Below are 20,245 nucleotides of genomic sequence, written 5' to 3' on the forward strand. Positions count from 1 at the left end.
CGCCGGACGACGTCCGAATCCGCGGAACCAGCGCCGGACGACGTCCGGTCGGCCCACCCGGGCTGCCCCGACCGCTGCCTCCCCGTAGCGTCCGCTCCATGCCTCGTCCCGGTGCCGCCGTCCTCCTCGCGTCCGTGTCCCTCCTCCTCCTGGGCCTGGCCCCGAGCGGTCCGCCTCCGCTGCCCGAGCGGATGGCGGACACCGGTGGCGGCACGCAGCTCATCACCGCGCAAGCCGCGCGGACGTCTTCGACCAAGGGGACCGTCACCTGGTGGGACCGGCGCGACGGGAACTGGGTGAAGGCCGGTTCGGCGGCCGCACGCTTCGGCGCCAAGGGGCTGGTCGAGGGCGGCTCGCGGAGACAGGGGACGAACACGACACCGACCGGGCTGTACGGCCTTCCGTACGCCTTCGGGATCAAGGCCGCGCCCAGCGGGACCAAGACCCCCTACCGGCGTGTCCACCAGAATTCCTGGTGGTGCCAGGACAACGACTCCCGCGCCTACAACCGGTGGACCGAGCCCCGCGCCGCCGACTGCCGCGCCGCCGAGTCCGAGCACCTGATCTCGTACACCACGCAGTACTCGCACGCCCTGGTCATCGGGTTCAACTACGAGCGGCCGGTGCGAGGGCGCGGCGCCGGCATCTTCCTGCATGTCAACGGGCGGTCAGCGACGGCTGGTTGTGTGTCGGTGCCCGACGACGCGATGCGGCGGATCGTGAAGTGGGCCGACCCGGCGCGCAGGCCGCACATCGCGATCGGCACCGAGCGCGGGGCGACCGCTCTCACTCGCTACTAGGGATGTCGCGATCGGTGACCATGGCTGGCCGCGGGCCGCCTGTGGCCGGCCGCGCAGTTCCCACGCCCCTAATGGGCGCTACTGGCGTCCGTCGGCAGCCGGACCGTGAACGTCGTCGCCCCCGGGTGGCTCTGCAGCGCCACCGTGCCGCCGTGGGCCGAGACCACCGCCGCCACGATCGAGAGGCCGAGTCCCGCGCCGCCGCCCTCGCCGTCGGTGCGGCGTCGGTCCGCTCGGGTGAAGCGTTCGAAGACGCCTGGCTGGACGTACTCCGGTACTCCGGGGCCGTCGTCGCGAACCGTCAGGACGGCCGTAGTCGCGTCCGCTGCCAGTGACACCGTCACCCTGGTGCCAACGGGCGTGTGCAAACGGGCGTTGGCCAACAGGTTGGCCAACACCTGCTGAAGTCTGTGCCCATCGCCGGTCACCGTCACCGGCTCCTCCGCCAGTTCCAGGGTCCAGCGGTGGTCAGGGCCGGCGGCCCGCGCGTCGGTGACCGAGTCGAGGACGAGGTGGGTCAGGTCAACGGGGAGTCGTTCCAGCGGGCGGCCCGCGTCGAGGCGGGCGAGGAGCAGCAGATCGTCGACCATCTCGCCCATCCGCGCCGACTCGGCGGCGATCCGCTCCAGGGCGCGGGTCACCTCCGGCGGCACGGGGCCCGGGTGCAGCAGGGCCAGTTCGGCGTGTCCCCGGACCGAGGCGACCGGGGTGCGCAGCTCATGACTGGCGTCGGCGGCGAAGCTGCGCAGCCGTTCCTCGCTCGCGTGCCGCTTGGTCAGCGCGTCCTCGACATGGCCGAGCATGCGGTTGAAGGCGCCGGCGACCTGGCCCACCTCGCTGCGCGGGTCGGACTCCGGCGCCCGCGGCGGCAGCGCCACCTCACCGCTGGCGAGCGGGAGTTCGCTGACGCGGGTCGCGGTCGCGGCGACCCGGCTCAGTGGCCGCAACGACCAGCGCACCCACAGGGCTCCGGCGACCCCCATGACCGCGAGGGCGGCGCCGAAGACGCAGGCGGCGACCAGTTCGAGGCGGTGCACGGCGGCCTCCACCGGTTCCAGGGGGAGCCCGGTGATCAGTACGTCGCCGTCCTGCCCGTGCCACGCCGTCAGCCGGTAGGAGCCGAGCGCGGAGAGGCGCACGCTGTGTCCGTCGCCGTCGACCGGCACCGCGGCGAGGGCCTTACGGTCGCCGGCGGTCAGCGCCACGTTCAGGTCGGTGGGGTCGGTGCCGGCGCGGACGACGGCTTGGTTGGTGACGGTCCCGTCGAGCAGCCGGGCGCCGAAGGTGCCGGTGGCCTGACGGCGGGTGTCACCGTGCTCGTCGCCGTCGTGGTCGGCGGGCTTGACGCTGCCGGCGTGCTCCAGACTCGCGGGGAAGCTGGCGCCCGCGTCCTGCAGCTGCTGGTCCAGGCGGCCCGTGAGGAACCCGTCCAGTTCGAGCACGGCGGCCACGCCGACGGCGGCGCAGCTGACGGCGAGCAGCACCACGAGCCCCGCGGTGAGCCGGGCCCGGAGCGTGTGCGGGCGCGGCAACCGCAGCCCTCGCGACCCACGGCCGCGGAGCCGGCCCGCGCGCAGCCGAAGCCGCCGCCCGCTACCTCGGAGCCGGCCCTCCCGCAGCCGGGCCCACGGCCACCGCACCCCCGCCCACCGCGCACTCACCGGCCCACGACCGGTTTGAGCACGTATCCCGCGCCCCGCACCGTATGGATCATGGGCTCGCGGCCCGCGTCCACCTTCTTGCGCAGATAGGAGATGTAGAGCTCCACGACATGGGCCTGGCCGCCGAAGTCGTACGACCAGACGCGGTCGAGGATCTGCGCCTTGCTCAGCACCCTGCGCGGATTGCGCATCAGATAGTGCAACAGTTCGAACTCGGTCGGTGACAGCTCGATCAGCTCGCCGCCGCGGGTCACCTCGCGGGCCTCCTCGTCCATCACCAGGTCCCCGACGACGAGGCGTGGTCCCTCGTCCAGCTGGCGGGCCATGCCCGCGCGGCGCAGCAGGCCGCGCAGCCGGGCCACGACCTCCTCCAGGCTGAACGGCTTCGTCACATAGTCGTCGCCGCCCGCGGTGATGCCCGTGATGCGGTCCTCCACGGCGTCCCGCGCGGTGAGGAAGAGGACGCAGACGTCGGGCTTCACGGCATGCAGATCGCGCAGTACGGCGAATCCGTCGGTGTCGGGGAGCATGACGTCCAGGACGACGGCATCGGGCAGCAGGCCGCGCGCCTCGGTGACGGCCGCGGCCCCGTCGCCCGCCGTCCGCACCTCCCAGCCCTCGTAGCGCAGGGCACCCGAGAGGACCTCGGCCAGGTCCGGGTCGTCGTCGACGACGAGGACACGGACGGGGGTGCCGTCGGGGCGGGTGAGCTCGGGGCGGCCGGAGCGAAGTGTGTTCATGGCTTCTCACAGCATCGCCCCTCTTCGGCCACGGGGCCGCCCGGTCAAGCTCTGAGTTTCCTCTGAGTGCGCCGACAAGGCTCACGGCGGGTCACCCGGGTGTACGCACCCCTCGTACGCCGCTCGCTCAGAGCCCGCTCAGAGGTTCGGACCGCACAGTTGTCCGCCGGACAGCCGAAAGGACGAGCACATGACCACCGTGTACGAACAGCGTGCGGCGCCTGCCGTGCCGCTGGAGGCACGCCGCTCCCCGGCCGGGCCGCTACTGGCCCTGCTCTGGGCCGGTGCGCTCGCCGTGGTCGCGCTGTGGTGGACGGACACCCGTTCGGTGGTCGGAGCGGCCGGCTGGCTGACCGACGCCGGGCGGATCGCGGGGCTGCTGTGCGGCTACGGCTGCGCGGTGCTCGTCGGTCTGATGGCGCGTGTCCCGCTCCTGGAGCGGCGGATCGGCTCGGACCGGGTGGCCCGCTGGCACGCCATGGCGGGGCGGTACACGATCTGTCTGCTGGTGGCGCATGTCACCCTGATCCTTTTCGGGTACGCCGCCCAGGACGGCAGCGGGATCGTGCACGAGGCGACGACCGTCGTCCTCACGTACCCGGAGATGCTCAAGGCCACGGCGGGCACGCTGATCCTGCTCGCCGTCGGGATCCTTTCCGCCCGTGCGGTGCGGCGCCGGGTGAGCCACGAGTTCTGGTACTACGTGCATCTGCTCACGTACGCGGCCCTCTTCCTCGCCTTCGGACATCAGCTCGCGCTGGGCGCCGACTTCACGGGGAACTCCCTCGCGCAGGCCGCCTGGTACGCGCTGTACCTGGGCGCCGCGGCGCTCGTGCTCTGGTTCCGGATCCTCACCCCGATCCGGCTCAACCTGCGCCACCAACTGCGGGTGGAGTCGGTGCACCGTGAGTCACCGGACGTGTTCTCCGTCGTCGTTCGTGGGCAACACATCGATGAACTCCAGGCGCAGCCGGGGCAGTTCTTCCGCTGGCGGTTCCTCGCGGACGGAATGCGCTGGACCTCCTCGCCGTACTCACTGTCGGCGCCACCCCGGCCCGACCTGCTGCGCATCACGGTCAAGGCGCTCGGCGGCCACAGCGCGTCCGTCGCCCTCCTGCGTCCCGGAACACGGGTGTGGGCCGAGGGCCCGTACGGCTCGCTGACCGCGGACCGGCGCAGCTCGCGCAAGGTGCTGCTGATCGCGGCCGGGGTCGGCATCACACCACTGCGGGCCCTGTTCGAGACGCTGCCGGGTCAGGTCACGCTGCTCTACCGGGCACGGACGCCCGAAGACCTGGCGCTGGGCGCCGAGTTGGAGGCCATCGCGCAGTGGCGCGGGGCACACGTGGTGTACGCGCTCAACGGCGCGGACGGCTCCCGGCCGCGCTTCACGGCCCAGACGCTGCGTGCGGCCGTCTCCGACGTCGGCGGGCACGACGTGTACGTGTGCGGGCCCGACGCCTTCGCACGCGACGTGTACGTGGCGTTGCGTGCGGCCGGGGTCCCCGACCGCCGCATCCACCACGAGTCGTTCGAGCTGTGAGCACCGTAGATCCTCTGAAGCGCAGGAGCGCTGCGAGCACCGTAGATCCACTGAAGCGCAGGAGAGCTGTGAGCACCGTAAATCCCTTGAAGCGCCTGAGAGTTGCGAGGTCCCTGTGCACGCCCTGAACCGGAACCGCCCGCTGCGCCGCGTCGTGCTGGCGACCGCCGCGACCGTCTCGAGCGTCGTACTGCTGCTGTCGCTGAAGCCGCACAGCACGCCGTCCGTCGCCCTGCCCGCCACCAACGGCACGAGCTCGACCGGCAGCAGCAGCCCCGGCACCGGCACCACCACCGGGACGCTCACCGGCAGCACTGTGCAGACCCGCTACGGCCCCGTGCAGGTCCGCGTCACCTTGAAGAGCGGCAAGATCACCGACGTCACGGCCGTCACCTATCCCCAGGACAACCCGAGGGACCAGGAGATCAACAGCTACGCGATCCCTCAGCTCAAGAGGGAGGCGATCAGCGCGCAGAGCGCCAACATCGACACGGTGTCCGGCGCCAGTTACACGAGCGACGGTTATCGCCAGTCCCTCCAGTCCGCACTGGACTCAGCAACCGGTTGAACGCACCGCACTCGCCCCACGTACCTCTGGGCCAAGGGGGCCACTCCCCTTTCCACGTCCCCACGTCCCCACGGACGACCACGGAGGAACCGTGTCCACGATCGCCGGTGGCCGCGCCGCGCGGCGCCAGACCATGCGCCGTATCCGCCCTCGCCGCTCTCCCGCAGTCCCTCTGCTGCTCGCTGTCTGGGCAGGGGCGGCCGGCGTCATCTGGCTGTGGTGGAGCAACACGCCGTCCATCGCGGACCACACCAGCCGGATGATCAACGCGGGCCGGATCACAGGCCTGTTGGCCGGGTACTTCATGGCCCTCGTGGTGCTGCAGATGGCACGGGTGCCCGCCCTGGAGCGCCGGGTGGGCTCCGACCGGGTGGCCCGCTGGCACGCGATGAGCGGCCGGTACACGATCAGCCTGGTCATCGCCCATCTCGTCCTGACGATGTACGGCTACGCACTCCAGTCCGGCCGGACGTTCGGAGACATCGTTCAGCAGACCATCGACTCGGTCAACCAGCTGCCCGACATGGGCAAGGCCGCCATCGGCACCGGCCTGTTGTTCCTCATCGGCCTGCTCTCCATGGGCCCGGTGCGCCGCAGAATGCCGTACGACACCTGGTACCACATCCATCTGCTCACCTACGCCGCCGTGTACCTGTCGTTCTGGCACCAGCTGTCCACCGGCAACGACTTCGCCGTCCAGCCCGCCGCGACGACGGCCTGGTACGCGCTGTACGGGACGGTGACCGCGCTGATGATCTGGTACCGGGTGGTCGTGCCGGTCCGGCTGAACATGCGGCACCGGATGCGCGTCGAAGCGGTGATCGAGGAGGCGCCGGGGATCGTGTCGGTGCTGATCGGCGGGCGGAAGCTGCACCGGATGGGTGCCGAGGCCGGGCAGTTCTTCCGCTGGCGCTTCCTCGCGCCGGGGATGCGGCTCAGCTCCCACCCGTACTCGCTGTCGGCCGCGCCCCGCCCCAACATGCTGCGCATCACCGTGAAGGCGATCGGCGACCACAGCGCCGCGTTGCGCGAGCTGGAGCCCGGCACCCGAGTCTGGGCCGAGGGGCCGTACGGCGCGCTGACGGCGGCCAAGCGCAGCCGCGGAAAGGTTCTGCTGGTGGCCGGCGGCGTCGGCATCACGCCGATGCGGGCGCTGTTCGAGACACTGCCCGGCTCCTCCGGTGACCTGACGCTGCTCTACCGGGCCAACAGCACCCAGGATCTGGCCCTGTGGGACGAACTGGCGGCCATCTCCAAGGAGCGCGGGGCCCGCCTGATGTACGCGGTGAACAGCCCCGACGGGGAGCGCCCGGACATCTCGGCGGACAGCCTGCGCCGCAAGCTGCCGGACATCGAGAGCCATGACGTCTTCATGTGCGGGCCGCCCGGCTTCGCGCAGCAGGTGTACGAAGCACTGCGCGGCGCGGGAGTCCCCGCCCGCCGTATCCATCACGAGTCGTTCCAGATGTGAGCGACGGGAGTCAGGAGCGATGAAGAAGAGCCACCCCCTCAGGCGTGTCGTGCTCGCCACCGCCGCCACCGTGTCCGGGATCGTCCTGCTGCTGTCTCTGAAGCCCGGGTCCGACCCGGCCTCCGCTTCGGCGCAGGGCGGAGCGGCTGCCCAGGCGACGGTGGCCGGGCAGGAGTCGCCGCAGGGCGGCAGCTCGGGCCAGTCGTCCTCCGGCGCCCGTACGGTCACCGGAAGCGTCGCCGAAACCCAGTACGGGCCCGTCCAGGTCCGTCTCACCCTCAGCGGCGACAAGATCACCAAGGCCGAGGCGGTCCAGGCGCCCAGCGGCGGCCAGAGCACCACGGTCACCGAGGACGCCGTACCGAAGCTCAACCAGGCGGCCGTCGCCGCGGGCACCGCCGACATCGACGCCGTCTCCGGAGCCACCTACACGAGCGCCGGATACAAGCAGTCCCTCCAGTCGGCCCTCGACCAGGCCGCCCAGAGCGCACCGGCCGAGCCGGCCGCGTCGCCGTCCCAGCCTGCCGCGTCGTCCGCGGCAGCCGCGGCACCCGCCCCCGACGGCCAGACCGTCGACGGCGACGTCGTCCAGACCGAGTACGGGCCCGTCCAGGTCCGCCTCACCCTGAACGGCACATCGATCTCCAAGGCCGAGGCCATCCAGGCACCCAGCGGGGGACAGAGCACGGAGGTGTCCAGCAATGCCGTACCGAAGCTCAACCAAGCGGCCGCAGTCACCCAGAGCGCCGATATCGACGCGGTCTCCGGAGCCACCTACACGAGCGCCGGATACAAGCAGTCCCTCCAGTCCGCCTTGGACAAGGCCGGTGCCTGACCCGGCGCAGGCCCCGCCCGCGCTGCGCCACGTCGAGGAGGTGATGGGAACGGTCTTCTCGTTCGACGTGCGCGGCGGTGAACCAGCGGCTGTCCAGGCCGCGTTGGCGGAGGCGGTCGCCCAACTCCACCGGGTGGACGAGGTGTTCAGCACCTACCGTCAGGACAGCCAGGTCTCGCGTCTCGCGCGCGGTGAACTGACGGTCGCGGAGTGCGATCCGGAGGTCGCCGAGGTGCTCGATCTGTGCGCCGAGGCGGAGCGGCTCAGCGAGGGCTGGTTCAGCACGACGTACGAGGGACAGCTCGACCCGACCGGTCTGGTGAAGGGCTGGTCGACCGAGCGCGTGGCCCGGCTCCTCGCCGCGGCCGGCGCGAGCGGCGTCAGTGTGAACGGCGGCGGAGACGTCCAGCTGTGCGGCGTGCCCGGACCGCAGCGGCCGTGGCGGGTCGGCGTGGCGGATCCGCTCCGCCCGGGTTCCCTCGCGGCCGTGGTCTCCGCCGCGGGTGTCGACGAACTGGCCGTCGCCACCTCCGGCACCGCCGAGCGGGGCGCCCATATCGTCGACCCGCGCACCGGCAAGTCCGCGGTCACCGACCTGGTCGCCGTGACCGTGGTCGGCCCCCATCTGACCTGGGCGGACGCGTGGGCGACGGCGGCCTTCGCGATGGGCTCCCGCCAGGCCCTGGACTGGCTGGAGGCGCTCCCGGACGTGGAGGCCCTGCTCATCACGGCGGGGGACGAGGTCAGGTGTACGGGCGGGCTCGCTCGACGACTTGGCTGAGTCCTCCCGCAAAGGAGAGCCGGCACACGGCGGCGCACCCCCCGGAAACCCGGGGCGCGCCCCCACTCCCGTACACCTCAATGGGTGTTCTGAGCCAGCCTCAGGAGGTGATCGGCCAAGGCCTGCCCCCCGGCAGGCTCCCGGCTGATCAGCAGCAGGGTGTCGTCCCCGGCGATCGTGCCGAGAATGTCGTGCAGCTCGGCCTGGTCGATCGCCGAGGCGAGAAACTGCGCCGCCCCCGGAGGGGTACGCAGCACCACGAGGTTCGCGGAAGCCTCCGCGGAGATCAGCAGCTCCGCGGACAGCCGCCGCATCCGCTCCTCCTTCGCCGACTCCCCCAGCGGCACGCGCGGCGTACGGAAGCCGCCTTCGCTCGGTACCGCGTAGATGAGGTCGCCGTCGTTGTTGCGGATCTTCACCGCGTTCAGCTCGTCCAGATCCCGGGAGAGCGTCGCCTGGGTGACGTTCAGCCCGTCGTCGGCGAGCAGTTTCGCCAACTGGCTCTGCGAACGCACCGGTTGCCGGTTGAGGATGTCCACGATCCGGCGGTGGCGTGCGGTGCGGGTCTGCGGTACGGCAGGCCCTGCGTGCTCGTGGTCCTGCGCCTGACTCATCGTCGTCTCATTCCCCGGTTCGTCCTTCCCCGTCGACCGCGTCGAGAACACCGGGGAGAACCTGGAGAAACGCGTCCACTTCGTCATCGCCGAGGTTCAGCGGCGGCATCAGCCGTACGACATCAGGGGCGGGCGCGTTGACCAGAAGACCGGCATCCTGAGCCGCCTGTTGCACCTTTGGTGCGAGTGGCTCGGTGAGCACGATACCCAGGAGCAGGCCCGCGCCCCGGACATGGTCGATCAAGGGGTGCCCGAATGACTCGATTCCGTCGCGCAGTTTCTCGCCCGTGCGCTTCACGTTGTCGAGGAGTCCCTCGGACGCGATCGTGTCGAGTACGGCGAGTCCGGCGGCGCAGACGACCGGGTTGCCGCCGAAGGTCGTGCCGTGGTGGCCCGGCTTCAGCAGCTCGGCGGCCCGGCCGAAGGCGACGGTCGCGCCGAGCGGCAGCCCGCCGCCGAGCCCCTTCGCCAGCGTGACGACATCGGGCAGGACCCCCTCGTGCGCCTGGTACTCGAACCAGTGTCCGGTCCGGCCGATTCCGGTCTGTACCTCGTCAAGGACGAGAAGCGCGCCGGTCGCGGCGGTGATCGCGCGGGCGGCCTTCAGATAGCCGGCCGGAGGCACGACCACACCGTTCTCGCCCTGCACCGGCTCGATGATCACCAGTGCGGTGTCCTCGGTGACCGCTGCGGCGAGGGCCTGCGCGTCGCCGTACGGGACATGGGTGACGTCACCGGGCAGCGGCAGGAACGGGTCCCGCTTGCCCGGCTGGCCGGTGAGCGCGAGCGCGCCCATGGTCCGGCCGTGGAAGCCGCCCTGGGTCGCCACCATGTGCTTACGGCCGGTCAGCCGTCCGATCTTGAAGGCGCCCTCGTTGGCCTCGGCGCCCGAGTTGCAGAAGTACACCCGGCCGGCCCGCCCGAAGAGCTGGAGCAGCCGTTCGGCGAGCGCGACGGGCGGCTCGGCGACGAACAGGTTGGAGACATGGCCGAGCGAGCCGATCTGCTTGCTGACCGCCTCGACGATCGCCGGGTGGGCGTGCCCGAGCGCGTTGACCGCGATGCCGCCCATGAAGTCGAGGTACTCCTTGCCGTCGGCGTCCCACACCCGGGTGCCCTCGCCGCGCACGAGGGGCAGCCGCGGGGTGCCGTAGTTGTCCATCAGCGAGCCCTGCCAGCGCTGGGTGAGCTCTGCGTTGGTCGCGGTGCTGGTCATGCGTCCCCCTCGGTCATCTCGTCCGGCACGACCATCGTGCCGATCCCCTCGTCGGTGAAGATCTCCAGCAGGATCGAGTGCTGGACCCGGCCGTCGATGACCCGGGCCGTGGTGACGCCGTTGCGTACGGCGTGCAGGCAGCCCTCCATCTTCGGCACCATGCCGCTGGCCAGCTCGGGCAGCAGCTTCTCGAGCTGGGTGGCGGTGAGGCGGCTGATCACCTCGTCGCTGTCGGGCCAGTCCTCGTAGAGGCCCTCGACATCGGTGAGGACCATCAGGGTTTCGGCACCCAGCGCCGCAGCGAGTGCCGCAGCCGCCGTATCAGCATTGACGTTGTAGACATGTCCGTCGTCCTGGGAGCGGGCGATCGAGGAGACGACCGGGATGCGGCCGTCGGAGAGCAGCGCCTCGATGGCGCCCGTGTCGATTGCGGTGATCTCGCCGACCCGGCCGATGTCGACCAACTCGCCGTCGATCTCGGGCTGGTGCTTGGTGGCGGTGATGGTGTGCGCGTCCTCGCCGGTCATGCCGACGGCGAGCGGCCCGTGCTGGTTGAGCAGCCCGACCAGCTCACGCTGCACCTGTCCGGCCAGCACCATGCGTACGACGTCCATGGCGTCCTCGGTGGTGACCCGCAGGCCCGCCTTGAACTCGCTGACGATGCCGTGCCGGTCGAGGGCGGCGCTGATCTGGGGGCCGCCGCCGTGCACGACGACGGGCTTGAGGCCGGCGTGGTGCAGGAAGACGATGTCCTGTGCGAAGGCGGCCTTCAGGTCCTCGTCGATCATGGCGTTGCCGCCGAACTTGACGACGACGGTCTTGCCGCGGTGGCGGGTCAGCCAGGGCAGTGCCTCGATGAGGATCTGGGCCTTGGGGAGTGCGGTGTGTTTCCGCGTCATGTTGCTCATGAGCTGTAGGCGCTGTTCTCGTGGACGTAGTCCGCGGTGAGGTCGTTGGTCCAGATCGTGGCGGTCTCGTCGCCTGCGGCGAGGTCGGCGACGATGTGGACCTCGCGGTAGCGCATGTCGACGAGCTCGCGGTCCTCGCCGACGCCGCCGTTCTTGCAGACCCAGACGCCGTTGATGGCGACGTTGAGCCGGTCCGGTTCGAAGGCGGCCTTTGTCGTGCCGATCGCCGACAACACCCGTCCCCAGTTTGGGTCTTCGCCGTGGATCGCGCACTTGAGGAGGTTGTTGCGGGCGATGGAGCGGCCCACCTCGACGGCGTCGTCCTCGGTCGCGGCGTTCACGACCTCGACCTTGATGTCCTTGCTCGCGCCCTCGGCGTCCCGGATGAGCTGCTGTCCGAGGTCGTCGCAGACCTTCCGTACGGCTTCGGCGAACTCGCCCTGTTCCGGGGTGACTTCGGACGCCCCGGAGGCAAGCAGCAGCACGGTGTCGTTGGTCGACATGCAGCCGTCGGAGTCGACGCGGTCGAAGGTGGTGCGGGTTGCGGCGCGCAGGGCCCGGTCCAGTACGTCGCTCTCGATGTCGGCGTCCGTCGTCAGGACCACCAGCATGGTGGCGAGGCCGGGGGCCAGCATGCCGGCGCCCTTGGCCATGCCGCCGACGGTCCAGCCGTCGCCGGTGACCACGGAGGTCTTGTGGACGCTGTCGGTGGTCTTGATGGCGATGGCGGCCTTCTCACCACCGTGCTCGCTCAGCGAGGCGGTCGCCGTCTCGACTCCCTTGAGCAGTTTGTCCATCGGGAGCAGCAGGCCGATGAGGCCGGTGGAGGCGACGGCGACCTCGGCCGCGTTGAGCCCGAGGGTGTCGGCCACCTTCTCGGCGGTGGCATGCGTGTCCTGGAAGCCCTTGGGGCCCGTACAGGCGTTGGCGCCACCGGAGTTGAGGATCACCGCGGTCACCCGGCCGCCCTTGAGCACCTGCTCGGACCAGAGCACCGGCGCGGCTTTCACGCGGTTGGAGGTGAAGACGCCCGCCGCGGCCTGACGGGGCCCGGTGTTGACCACGAGGGCCAGGTCGGGGTTGCCGTTCTCCTTGATGCCTGCTGCGATGCCGGAGGCGGTGAAGCCTTTGGCAGCGGTGACGCTCACGGTGCGACTCCGATCGTGGAAAGACCCATGTCCTCGGGCAGTCCGAGGGCGATGTTCATGCTCTGGACGGCACCGCCCGCGGTGCCCTTGGTCAGGTTGTCGATGGCGCTGATCGCGATGATGCGGTGCGCGGCGGCGTCGAAGGCGACCTGTACCTGAACGGCGTTGGAACCGTAAACAGACGCCGTCGCGGGCCACTGCCCCTCCGGCAGCAGGTGCACGAACGGCTCGTCCGCGTACGCCTTCTCGTACACGGCCCGTACGGACTCCGCGGTGACGCCGGCCTGCGCCCTGGCGCTGCACGTGGCGAGGATGCCGCGGGGCATCGGGGCGAGGGTCGGCGTGAAGGAGACGGTGACGGGCTCGCCCGCTGCGGCGCCGAGGTTCTGGATGATCTCGGGGGTGTGCCGGTGGCCGCCGCCGACGCCGTAGGGGGACATGGAGCCCATCACCTCGCTGCCGAGGAGGTGCGCCTTCGGTGTCTTGCCGGCGCCCGAGGTCCCGGAGGCGGCGACGATCACGGCCTCGTTCTCCGCGAGGCCCGCCGCGTACGCCGGGAAGAGCGCCAGGGAGGCGGCCGTCGGATAGCAGCCGGGCACCGCGATGCGCTTGGACCCCTCCAGCGCGGCGCGGGCACCCGGCAGCTCGGGGAGGCCGTACGGCCAGGTCCCGGCATGCTCGGAGCCGTAGAACCTCTCCCAGTCGGCCGGGTCCTTCAGCCGGAAGTCGGCGCCCATGTCGACGACGAGGACCTCCGGGCCGAGCTGCTCGGCGACAGCGGCGGACTGCCCGTGCGGCAGCGCGAGGAACACGACATCATGCCGTCGGCTTTGACCTGCGAGTACCTCGGTGGTCGTCTCTTCAAGGACACGGTCGGCCAGTGGCAGCAGATGCGGCTGGAGCGCGCCCAGCCGCTGACCGGCGTTGGAGTTGCCGGTCAGAGCGCCGATCTCGACCTCGGGGTGCACCAGAAGCAGCCGCAGCAGTTCCCCGCCCGCGTACCCACTCGCTCCCGCCACCGCCGCACGTACCGCCATGGAACCCTCCTCCTCGATGGCATGACTATACGTTTCGCTGCACGTTTATGCAATGCCGAACTCGTCGCGGAGCGCCCACATGTGACTGAGCAGCTCAGGTGGCACCGTTCGCCAAGTACGGTGCGCAGTCCGCTGCTGCGCTGTCGACCGAGCCGTTTGCCAGGCGGAATCATCCGCCAAGGGTGGTTGGGCCGAGCCGGGACGGCAGTTGGCGCACAGCCACTGCCACGGCCTCCTGCGCTGTGGCGAATTGGCCAAGGTCCTGGCTGATGAGGCCCCTACCCACTCCGAACGTGCCGTCGCTGTTGGCGCTCAGGCACGGTCCGACGGGCGTCAGGTCCGGGCGGGTGGTGGTCGAGAAGCGCAGTGCCCAGTGGCTCGTGAACGGGTAGAGAGCGCGCAGCGCCGACTCGGCGTGCGCCGCCTCGATCAGGTTGTGATACGTCTCCTGCCAGGCGTATTCGAGTTCGGCCGCCTCCTGGCGCTTGCCCTGCCATTCGGATGCCGTCAAGCGCGCGGGATCGTTGTCGGGCACCTCGAACCGGCCGGTCAGGTGCACGAAGGGTGCCGCCTGTCGGATGTCGTCCAGGGTCGCCCCGTCGTGCCACGCTCGGGCGGCGGTGGCGACCTCCGCCAGGTCGTCGGTACTGCCGTCGATGAGGGACATGCTCTGGAGCGGTTCCTCGCCGCGGATCGACCACCGCCGTTCGTGCGACCAGGCGCTGATCGCCAGCGGCTCGCGGTGCGGCAGGGTACTTGCAACGGCCGCGTGGCGCAGCGAACCGAAGTCCTGAGACGTGACGGGGACGGCACCGAGGCAGCCGTCCGCCTCGGCCCGGAGCGCTGCGGCGAGGCTGCCGCAGGCCGCAACGTCGGGGTACAGGACGGAGGGATCGGGAGGTGTAGGCACGGCTCCTGATTGTGCCCCCGCCGCCGATTCCCAGGGCAGGCGGATAGCGCGCTAGAGGCCTGGGCAGCTCCATCAAGGTGCTGATAGCACCCGGTCAGGCCGTGCAGGACGTCGGACCGCCTCACGAGCACACTCACGAACAGTGAACGTCCACCATCATGATCCGCCAACTACTAACCCTCTCAATATCCGCCAACAAGAATTCTCCAGCGCTCCTGACCTGCTCAGTTCAGCTTGTGATCCGCCAACTAAAATTCTCGGTCGCACATAGGATCACCGGCATGACGCTGCGACCCGTTCAGGTGAACATCAAGGCCCTTGACGACTCGGCGGTCGGCCGGTTCTGGGCGGCGGCGCTCGGCTGGGGTGTGTCCAGCTCGGAACCCGGCGCGACCAGCGTCAAACCCGCCGGCTTCGACTGGCTGGACCCGGCCGGCGTCTGCGTCGACGTCATCGCCGTCCCGGAACCCAAGACGGCGGTGAAGAACCGGGTGCACATCGATCTCGCCACCCCCTCTGCGACCCATCAGGCGGAGTTGGTCGCGCGGCTGAGGGCTCTCGGTGCGAAGCCCGCCCACGTGGGCCAGAGCGGTGATGTGCCGTGGACGGTCCTCGCCGACCCGGAGGGCAACGAGTTCTGTGTGCTGGAGCCTCGGGAGATCTACCGGGACACCGGGCCGATCGCCACGGTGGTGGTCGACTGCGAGGATCCGCGGGCCATGGCCGCGTTCTGGGACGAGGCGATCGACTGGACCCTGCACGAGACAACTGACGATCACGCGGTGTTTCGCTCGGCCGTGGGCGTCGGCCCGTATCTCGAGTTCCTCCGCACACCCGGCGGGAAGACCGCGCCGGACCGCGTCCATCTCGACCTGGTGCCGGGCCCCGCTGACGACAAGGCGGCGGAGGTGGCACGGTTGCGGGCCCTCGGCGCCGCCGACCTCGATGTCGGCCAGGGCAACGTCTCGTGGACGTGCCTGACCGACCCGGAGGGCCACGAGTTCTGTGTACTCGCCCGGTCCTGACGCGCAGCCTCGACGACGGCAGTGAGTACCGGATCGTGAAGATCTACCACGAGCCCTCGACGCTCACCGGCGAGCTCGCCGCGCTGGGCTGGTCCGCCGACGTCCGGCCACTGGGTGACTTCATCGTCGCGGTGGCCGAGCCCCTGCCGTAGAGCTGAGGCCCGACGCCGCTCGGCCCGAGATTTCGGTGTGGCCGTGCCCTGACACCGGGCCGAGGGAGGTTCCGTGCCCTGACACCGGGCCGAGGGAGGTCAGGAACGCGCGCCCCGGGACTGAGCGGCTTCGTCGGCCTTCTTTTCCTTGATGCGCGCCGTTTCCTTGCGGACCTCGGCCTGGGTGGCGCGCTCGCGCAGCAGCCACTCGGGGCCCTCCGACTTCAGCGCCTCGATCTGCTCCGTGGTGAGGGCTTCGGTGACCCCGCCGCGCGCGAGCCCGGCGATGGAGACGCCCAGCTTGGCGGCGACGACCGGCCGCGGGTGCGGGCCCAGGTCCCGCAGCTCCAGCAGCCACTGGGGCGGCTCGGCCTGCAGCGCAGCCAGCTCGGCCCGCGAGACGACACCCTCCTGGAACTCGGCGGGGGTGGCCTCGAGGTACACACCCAGCTTCTTCGCCGCAGTCGCGGGCTTCATCGTCTGGGTGTTCTGGTGCGACGTCATGGGGTCAAGGGTAACGAGCGTATGGACCGGCTCCGACCAGCACGGCTGCGTGCACCCCCGGTGAGGTGGGCCGCCGGGCATCGGCCCACCGCAGTGCCCCGCCCCAAGGCCACGGCCGGTAACCTGGCGAAGTGACCGGCTCCGAAGCATCCCCGTCGTTCAGGCTCGCGTACGTCCCGGGGGTGACGCCCGCGAAGTGGGTGCGGATCTGGAACGAGCGACTGCCCGACGTCCCCCTGACGCTCGTCGCGGTGTCCGCCGCGGAGGCGTTCGACGTCCTGCGCAGCGGTGGCGCGGACGCCGGTTTCGTACGGTTGCCGGTCGACCGTACGGACCTCAGCGCGATCCCGCTCTACACCGAGACCACGGTGGTCGTGGTCCCCCAGGATCATGTCGTCGCAGCGGTCGACGAGGTGTCCACGGCCGACCTCGCCGACGACATCGTGCTGCATCCCCTCGACGACACCCTCGACTGGGATCGGCTGCCCGGGCAGGCCGCGGTCGAGCGTCCCGCCACCACGGAGGACGGCGTCGAACTGGTGGCGGCCGGCATCGGAGTCCTCGTCGTCCCCCAGTCACTGGCCCGCCTGCACCACCGCAAGGACCTCACCTACCGCACCGTCACGGACGCCCCCGAGTCACGCGTCGCCCTCTCCTGGCCGGAGGAGAAGACCACCGAGCTGGTGGAGGACTTCATCGGGATCGTCCGCGGCCGTACGGTCAACAGCACCCGCGGTCGCACCCCCGCATCCGCCCCGGCCGATCCAAAAGCCAAGACCAAGGCCAAGGCCAGTCCCAAGCGTCCCGAGACGGGCGGCGGCGCCCGGAGAAAGCCCGCGACCGGCAAGGCGACGGGCAAGGCGACCGGCAAGAGCCCCCGGAGCGGCGGAGCCGGAGGCACCAAGGGCGGCAAGCGCGGCAAGCCCCGCGGCCGTTCCTAGTGCCTGGAAATCAGGGCCCGGAAGGTGACGGAAAGCGGGACAGGGTGGGCGAGTTCTGGCCGGTGGGCGACGCGCTGGCATACCTGGCCGGGGACTGGCGGGTGGAGCGCGCGGTGCGGGATCTGGCGAGCGGCGCCGAGGGGCATTTCACAGGGACGACGGTTTTCGAACCGATGGAGGCCTCCGGTCCCGGACCGATGGAGGGCTCCCCTCCGGGACCGACGAAGAACACCGGTCCCGGACCGACGAAGAACACCGGTCCCGGACCGACGAAGAACACCGGTCCCGGACCGACGGAGAACACCGGTCTCCGGCACCACGAATCCGGCACCTTCCTGTGGCAGGGCACATCCAGGCCGGCCGAGCGGACGCTGTGGTTCCTGCCGGGACGAGGCCCGGGCACCGCGGACGTACGGTTCTCCGACGGCCGCCCCTTCCACGACCTGGACCTGACCTCCGGGCGGTACGTCGCCGACCACCCCTGTTCGGCGGACCTCTACCGGGGCGAGTTCACCGTCCTCGACGAGCACCGCTGGCGGACCGTGTGGCGCGTGGCGGGCCCCGCGAAGGACCTCGTACTCACCACGGACTACACCCGCGAAAACACGGATCACCACAACCCCGAGGACGTCGGCTACCTGCGCGAAGACTGAGGGAACGCCCCTTCGAAGCGCAGGTTCCAGCGCCCCGCGATGCCTGTCACGGTGATCGTCGACAAGGGACGGACGTCCACGTTCCAGTACGTCGAGGGCTGCGCCTTCAGGGCGTAGACAACGGCGGCGCGGACCACGGACGGTTCGGCCACGGCGACGATACGACCGCCGTCGTCGGCGGGCCGGGTGTCGAGCCAGTTGCCCACCCGGGCGATGAAGGCCAGCAGCGACTCGCCTCCGTGGGGCGTGGATCGCGGGTCGGCGAGCCAGCCGTCGACGGCCTCGGGCTCGCGGGCCATCGCCTCGCCCAGTGTGAGACCCCGCCACCGGCCCATGTCGCAGTCGCGCAGGGCGAGTTGGACGAGCGGCGCGTAACCGAGCGCGTCCCCGGTGGCCCGGCTGCGCGGAGTCGGTGCGCAGTAGCGCAACTCGGCCGCGGCCAGCGGGACCAGCTCGTGGGCCGCGCGCTGCACTTCCGCCCAGCCCGCCTGGTCCAGCGGCTGGTCGTCCTCGAAGCGTTCCGCAAGCAGCGAGGAGCTGCGCGCTGCGGCGACGAACGTGACCCGAACATGCATGCCGAGATCGTGGAACGCGGAACTCCGCAGGTCAAGAGGGGTCACGCAGGGTACACGTGAAATCACCGCAGTATGAGCGCCATCCACTGGTCCGGCCGGTCCAGCGCCTTGAAGCCGAGCTTCTCGTAGACACCGTGCGCGTCCTGCGTGGCGAGGAGCACCCGGCGTACACCCAGCGGTTCGAGGTACCCGCGTACGGCGGCGACCAGGGCGGTGCCCAGCCCCTTGCCCCGGGCCGCCGGGTCGACGTAGACATCGCAGAGCCACGCGAAGGTCGCCTCGTCGCTCACCACGCGCGCGTACGCGACCTGCTCCCCGGACCTCGCGTCGTACACCCCGAAGTTGAGCGATCCCGCGATAGCGCGCTCCTGCGTCTCACGCGAACGCCCGAGGGCCCAGTACGCGTCGGTGGAGAGCCAGCGGTGTACGCGGGCGACGTCGATGCGCGTGGAGTCGGCGGAGATCTCGTAGCCCTGGAGCAGGCCCTGTGTGTCGGTCATACGGGGACAGTCGCAGCTCGGGTTGCCGCGGGGCGAGTGGTTTTTCGCTCCCTCCGCCGTTCGGCACGTGGAGGGCTCCGTCCCAGACCGGGCCAACCGGTGCCACCGGTCGTAGACTTGGGACCACGGACCGCTACTCCCGTACAGAACGAGGAGGCCGTTCAGATGCACGCAGTCGAGGGCGACCAGTTGGTGCAGCACGGCAGGGTCGTCGGGCAGCAGGACAAGATCGCCGAGATCGTCGAAGTCATGGGCACGGAGGGCACTCCCCCGTACCGTGTGCGCTTCCAGGACGGGCACGAGGCCGTGTGCTCGCCGGGCCCGGACTCCGAGATCCGGCACAAGGACGCCGGCCAGGGTCAGTAGCTCAGCGCGCGAACCGTTGCGACCGCTGGTAGTGGTCGGCGACGAGGCGTGCCATCGCACCGATCCGGTCGGCTCCGACTTCCTTGGCCGAGAAGAACACGTGCCCGCCCACCTGCGGGTATTTCCCGGCGAAGGTGAGATGCCGGGAAAGCTCGGCCGGGTCCTGCCAGGCGGCGGACTGCGCCGGATCACCGGCCTTGTACAGGGCCTCCCCGACGTACAACTGCACGCCACTGCCCTCGGCGACCTCGGCCCACCAGGGCACCAGCTTCGCGTAGTCGGCGGCGGCGAGGCCGATGTTCCAGTACAGCTGCGGAACGATGTAGTCGATCCAGCCCTCACGGACCCACTTCCTGGTGTCGGCGTGCAGATCGTCGTACGTCTGCACGCCGGCCCGGGTCGCCGAGCCGAGCGGGTCGGTCGTCGCGTTGCGCCAGACCCCGAAGGGGCTGACCCCGAAGCGCGCCGTCGGCCGGATCGCCTTGATACGGGCCGCCGTCTCCCGCACCAGCCGGTTGATGTTGTCGCGCCGCCAGGCCGCCCGGTTCGGGAAGCCCGCGCCGTACGCCGCGTAGGCCTTGTCGTCGTCGAAGACCTGGCCGGCGACCGGGTACGGGTAGAAGTAGTCGTCCCAGTGCACGGCGTCGATCTCGTACCTGCTCAGCGCGTCGAGCATGGCGTCCTGGACGAAGGCGCGGACCTGGGGCAGTCCGGGGTTGTAGTAGAGCTTCCCGCCGTACGGGACGACCCAGTCGGGGTGCTTGCGGGCCGGGTGGCCCGCCACCAGCCGAGTCGGGTCGGTGTGGTTCGCGATCCGGTACGGATTGAACCAGGCGTGCAGTTCGAGACCCCGCGCGTGGGCCTCCGCTACCGCGGTGCCGAGGGGGTCCCAGCCGGGGTTCCTGCCCTGGACGCCCGTGAGGTACTGGGACCACGGCTCGTACGGGGAGGGCCACATGGCGTCGGCCGTGGGGCGCACCTGGAACATCACGGCGTTGAGTTTGCGGCGTACGGCCGTGTCGAGATGGGCGCGGAGTTCGGTGCGCTGCTGGGCGGCGGTCAGTCCGGTGCGTGAGGGCCAGTCGCGGTTGGCGACCGTCGCCAGCCACATCCCGCGCATCTCCCCCGCCGCGCGAGGCCGGTCAGGCACGGCTGCGGCGTCTCCCCCCGTCACGAACCCCGAGAGCGTCGCCGCCGCGGCCAATGTGAACGCCCGGCGTGACAGTCGCCCCATCCTCGCACCCCTTACCCATCGGATCCGCCTCGTCACGGACCGTCTCCCCGCACAGCATGCCCG

The 20,245-nt window shown here is 70.7% G+C and carries 22 protein-coding genes; 10 read left to right on the top strand and 12 right to left on the bottom strand.

Annotated features, from left to right (window positions below; translation table 11 throughout):
• Positions 1–98 precede the first annotated feature (98 nt).
• Positions 99–800, top strand: coding sequence for a L,D-transpeptidase (locus ACFYPC_RS23025; RefSeq protein WP_388679207.1), 702 nt, complete (start codon positions 99–101; stop codon positions 798–800).
• 68 nt (positions 801–868) lie between these two features.
• Here the strand turns inward: ACFYPC_RS23025 and ACFYPC_RS23030 are convergent, their stop codons facing one another.
• Complete coding sequence (locus ACFYPC_RS23030; protein WP_388679477.1) at positions 869–2,338, bottom strand: sensor histidine kinase; 1,470 nt, start codon at positions 2,336–2,338, stop codon at positions 869–871.
• Between the two features lie 119 nt (positions 2,339–2,457).
• Positions 2,458–3,201: a response regulator transcription factor gene (locus ACFYPC_RS23035; protein WP_388679209.1), complete on the bottom strand. Its 744-nt coding sequence runs from the start codon at positions 3,199–3,201 to the stop codon at positions 2,458–2,460.
• Positions 3,202–3,391: 190 nt separating this feature from the next.
• Between ACFYPC_RS23035 and ACFYPC_RS23040 the strand changes: the two genes are divergently transcribed.
• The 5 genes from ACFYPC_RS23040 to ACFYPC_RS23060 all read left to right on the top strand — a co-directional run bounded on the left by ACFYPC_RS23040 (position 3,392) and on the right by ACFYPC_RS23060 (position 8,399).
• Positions 3,392–4,744, top strand: a complete 1,353-nt coding sequence (locus ACFYPC_RS23040) for a ferric reductase-like transmembrane domain-containing protein (RefSeq protein WP_388679212.1) — start codon at positions 3,392–3,394, stop codon at positions 4,742–4,744.
• A 115-nt stretch (positions 4,745–4,859) separates the two neighbouring features.
• Positions 4,860–5,312, top strand: a complete 453-nt coding sequence (locus tag ACFYPC_RS23045) for an FMN-binding protein (RefSeq protein WP_388679215.1) — start codon at positions 4,860–4,862, stop codon at positions 5,310–5,312.
• Between the two features lie 133 nt (positions 5,313–5,445).
• A complete protein-coding gene (locus ACFYPC_RS23050) occupies positions 5,446–6,783 on the top strand; it encodes a ferric reductase-like transmembrane domain-containing protein (protein ID WP_388679479.1) in 1,338 nt (445 codons plus the stop codon).
• A gap of 19 nt (positions 6,784–6,802) precedes the next feature.
• Positions 6,803–7,618 carry an FMN-binding protein gene (locus ACFYPC_RS23055; protein ID WP_388679217.1) on the top strand — a complete coding sequence of 272 codons (816 nt, stop codon included), beginning with the start codon at positions 6,803–6,805 and terminating at the stop codon, positions 7,616–7,618.
• Between the two features lie 43 nt (positions 7,619–7,661).
• The gene (locus ACFYPC_RS23060; RefSeq protein ID WP_388679482.1) at positions 7,662–8,399 is read left to right on the top strand and encodes an FAD:protein FMN transferase; all 738 of its coding nucleotides are present in this window, start codon (positions 7,662–7,664) and stop codon (positions 8,397–8,399) included.
• Positions 8,400–8,476: 77 nt separating this feature from the next.
• Here ACFYPC_RS23060 and ACFYPC_RS23065 read toward each other — a convergent pair whose 3' ends face one another.
• The 6 genes from ACFYPC_RS23065 to ACFYPC_RS23090 form a co-directional block, all read right to left on the bottom strand.
• The gene (locus ACFYPC_RS23065; RefSeq protein WP_388679220.1) at positions 8,477–9,013 is read right to left on the bottom strand and encodes an arginine repressor; all 537 of its coding nucleotides are present in this window, start codon (positions 9,011–9,013) and stop codon (positions 8,477–8,479) included.
• A gap of 7 nt (positions 9,014–9,020) precedes the next feature.
• Complete coding sequence (locus ACFYPC_RS23070) at positions 9,021–10,229, bottom strand: acetylornithine transaminase (protein ID WP_388679222.1); 1,209 nt, start codon at positions 10,227–10,229, stop codon at positions 9,021–9,023.
• Positions 10,226–11,137 (bottom strand): acetylglutamate kinase, encoded by a 912-nt coding sequence (gene argB, locus ACFYPC_RS23075; RefSeq protein WP_388679225.1) that lies wholly within the window; start codon positions 11,135–11,137, stop codon positions 10,226–10,228. Before argB ends, ACFYPC_RS23070 begins: the two co-directional genes overlap by 4 nt.
• The gene (gene argJ / locus ACFYPC_RS23080) at positions 11,134–12,285 is read right to left on the bottom strand and encodes a bifunctional glutamate N-acetyltransferase/amino-acid acetyltransferase ArgJ (protein WP_388679227.1); all 1,152 of its coding nucleotides are present in this window, start codon (positions 12,283–12,285) and stop codon (positions 11,134–11,136) included. Before argJ ends, argB begins: the two co-directional genes overlap by 4 nt.
• Positions 12,282–13,322, bottom strand: coding sequence for an N-acetyl-gamma-glutamyl-phosphate reductase (gene argC / locus ACFYPC_RS23085; RefSeq protein ID WP_388679229.1), 1,041 nt, complete (start codon positions 13,320–13,322; stop codon positions 12,282–12,284). Before argC ends, argJ begins: the two co-directional genes overlap by 4 nt.
• Before the next feature lie 169 nt (positions 13,323–13,491).
• Positions 13,492–14,232 carry a DUF6193 family natural product biosynthesis protein gene (locus tag ACFYPC_RS23090; RefSeq protein WP_388679231.1) on the bottom strand — a complete coding sequence of 247 codons (741 nt, stop codon included), beginning with the start codon at positions 14,230–14,232 and terminating at the stop codon, positions 13,492–13,494.
• Positions 14,233–14,513: 281 nt separating this feature from the next.
• Here ACFYPC_RS23090 and ACFYPC_RS23095 point away from each other — a divergent pair, with 281 nt between their 5' ends.
• A complete protein-coding gene (locus ACFYPC_RS23095; RefSeq protein WP_388679234.1) occupies positions 14,514–15,257 on the top strand; it encodes a VOC family protein in 744 nt (247 codons plus the stop codon).
• A 251-nt stretch (positions 15,258–15,508) separates the two neighbouring features.
• Here the strand turns inward: ACFYPC_RS23095 and ACFYPC_RS23100 are convergent, their stop codons facing one another.
• Entirely contained in the window at positions 15,509–15,913 is a 405-nt protein-coding gene (locus ACFYPC_RS23100) for a DUF5997 family protein (RefSeq protein WP_388679236.1), read from the bottom strand.
• A gap of 131 nt (positions 15,914–16,044) precedes the next feature.
• Between ACFYPC_RS23100 and ACFYPC_RS23105 the strand changes: the two genes are divergently transcribed.
• Both ACFYPC_RS23105 and ACFYPC_RS23110 read left to right on the top strand, forming a co-directional pair.
• Positions 16,045–16,854 (top strand): LysR substrate-binding domain-containing protein, encoded by an 810-nt coding sequence (locus tag ACFYPC_RS23105; protein WP_388679239.1) that lies wholly within the window; start codon positions 16,045–16,047, stop codon positions 16,852–16,854.
• 44 nt (positions 16,855–16,898) lie between these two features.
• Entirely contained in the window at positions 16,899–17,507 is a 609-nt protein-coding gene (locus ACFYPC_RS23110; protein WP_388679242.1) for a DUF6314 family protein, read from the top strand.
• On the opposite strand, the gene ACFYPC_RS23115 is transcribed toward ACFYPC_RS23110, so the two are convergent.
• Both ACFYPC_RS23115 and ACFYPC_RS23120 read right to left on the bottom strand, forming a co-directional pair.
• Positions 17,489–18,082, bottom strand: coding sequence for a histidine phosphatase family protein (locus ACFYPC_RS23115; RefSeq protein ID WP_388679244.1), 594 nt, complete (start codon positions 18,080–18,082; stop codon positions 17,489–17,491). The two genes, ACFYPC_RS23110 and ACFYPC_RS23115, sit on opposite strands and share 19 nt — an antisense overlap.
• A gap of 62 nt (positions 18,083–18,144) precedes the next feature.
• Positions 18,145–18,582 (bottom strand): GNAT family N-acetyltransferase, encoded by a 438-nt coding sequence (locus ACFYPC_RS23120; RefSeq protein ID WP_388679247.1) that lies wholly within the window; start codon positions 18,580–18,582, stop codon positions 18,145–18,147.
• A gap of 165 nt (positions 18,583–18,747) precedes the next feature.
• On the opposite strand from ACFYPC_RS23120, the gene ACFYPC_RS23125 reads away from it, so the two are divergent.
• Positions 18,748–18,948, top strand: coding sequence for a DUF1918 domain-containing protein (locus tag ACFYPC_RS23125; RefSeq protein ID WP_388679249.1), 201 nt, complete (start codon positions 18,748–18,750; stop codon positions 18,946–18,948).
• Position 18,949: 1 nt separating this feature from the next.
• On the opposite strand, the gene ACFYPC_RS23130 is transcribed toward ACFYPC_RS23125, so the two are convergent.
• Positions 18,950–20,182, bottom strand: a complete 1,233-nt coding sequence (locus tag ACFYPC_RS23130) for a glycoside hydrolase family 10 protein (RefSeq protein WP_388679251.1) — start codon at positions 20,180–20,182, stop codon at positions 18,950–18,952.
• Between the last annotated feature and the right edge of the window lie 63 nt (positions 20,183–20,245).

Source organism: Streptomyces sp. NPDC005808 (genome assembly GCF_042871385.1).
In the GTDB taxonomy this organism is placed as follows: Bacteria; Actinomycetota; Actinomycetes; order Streptomycetales; family Streptomycetaceae; genus Streptomyces.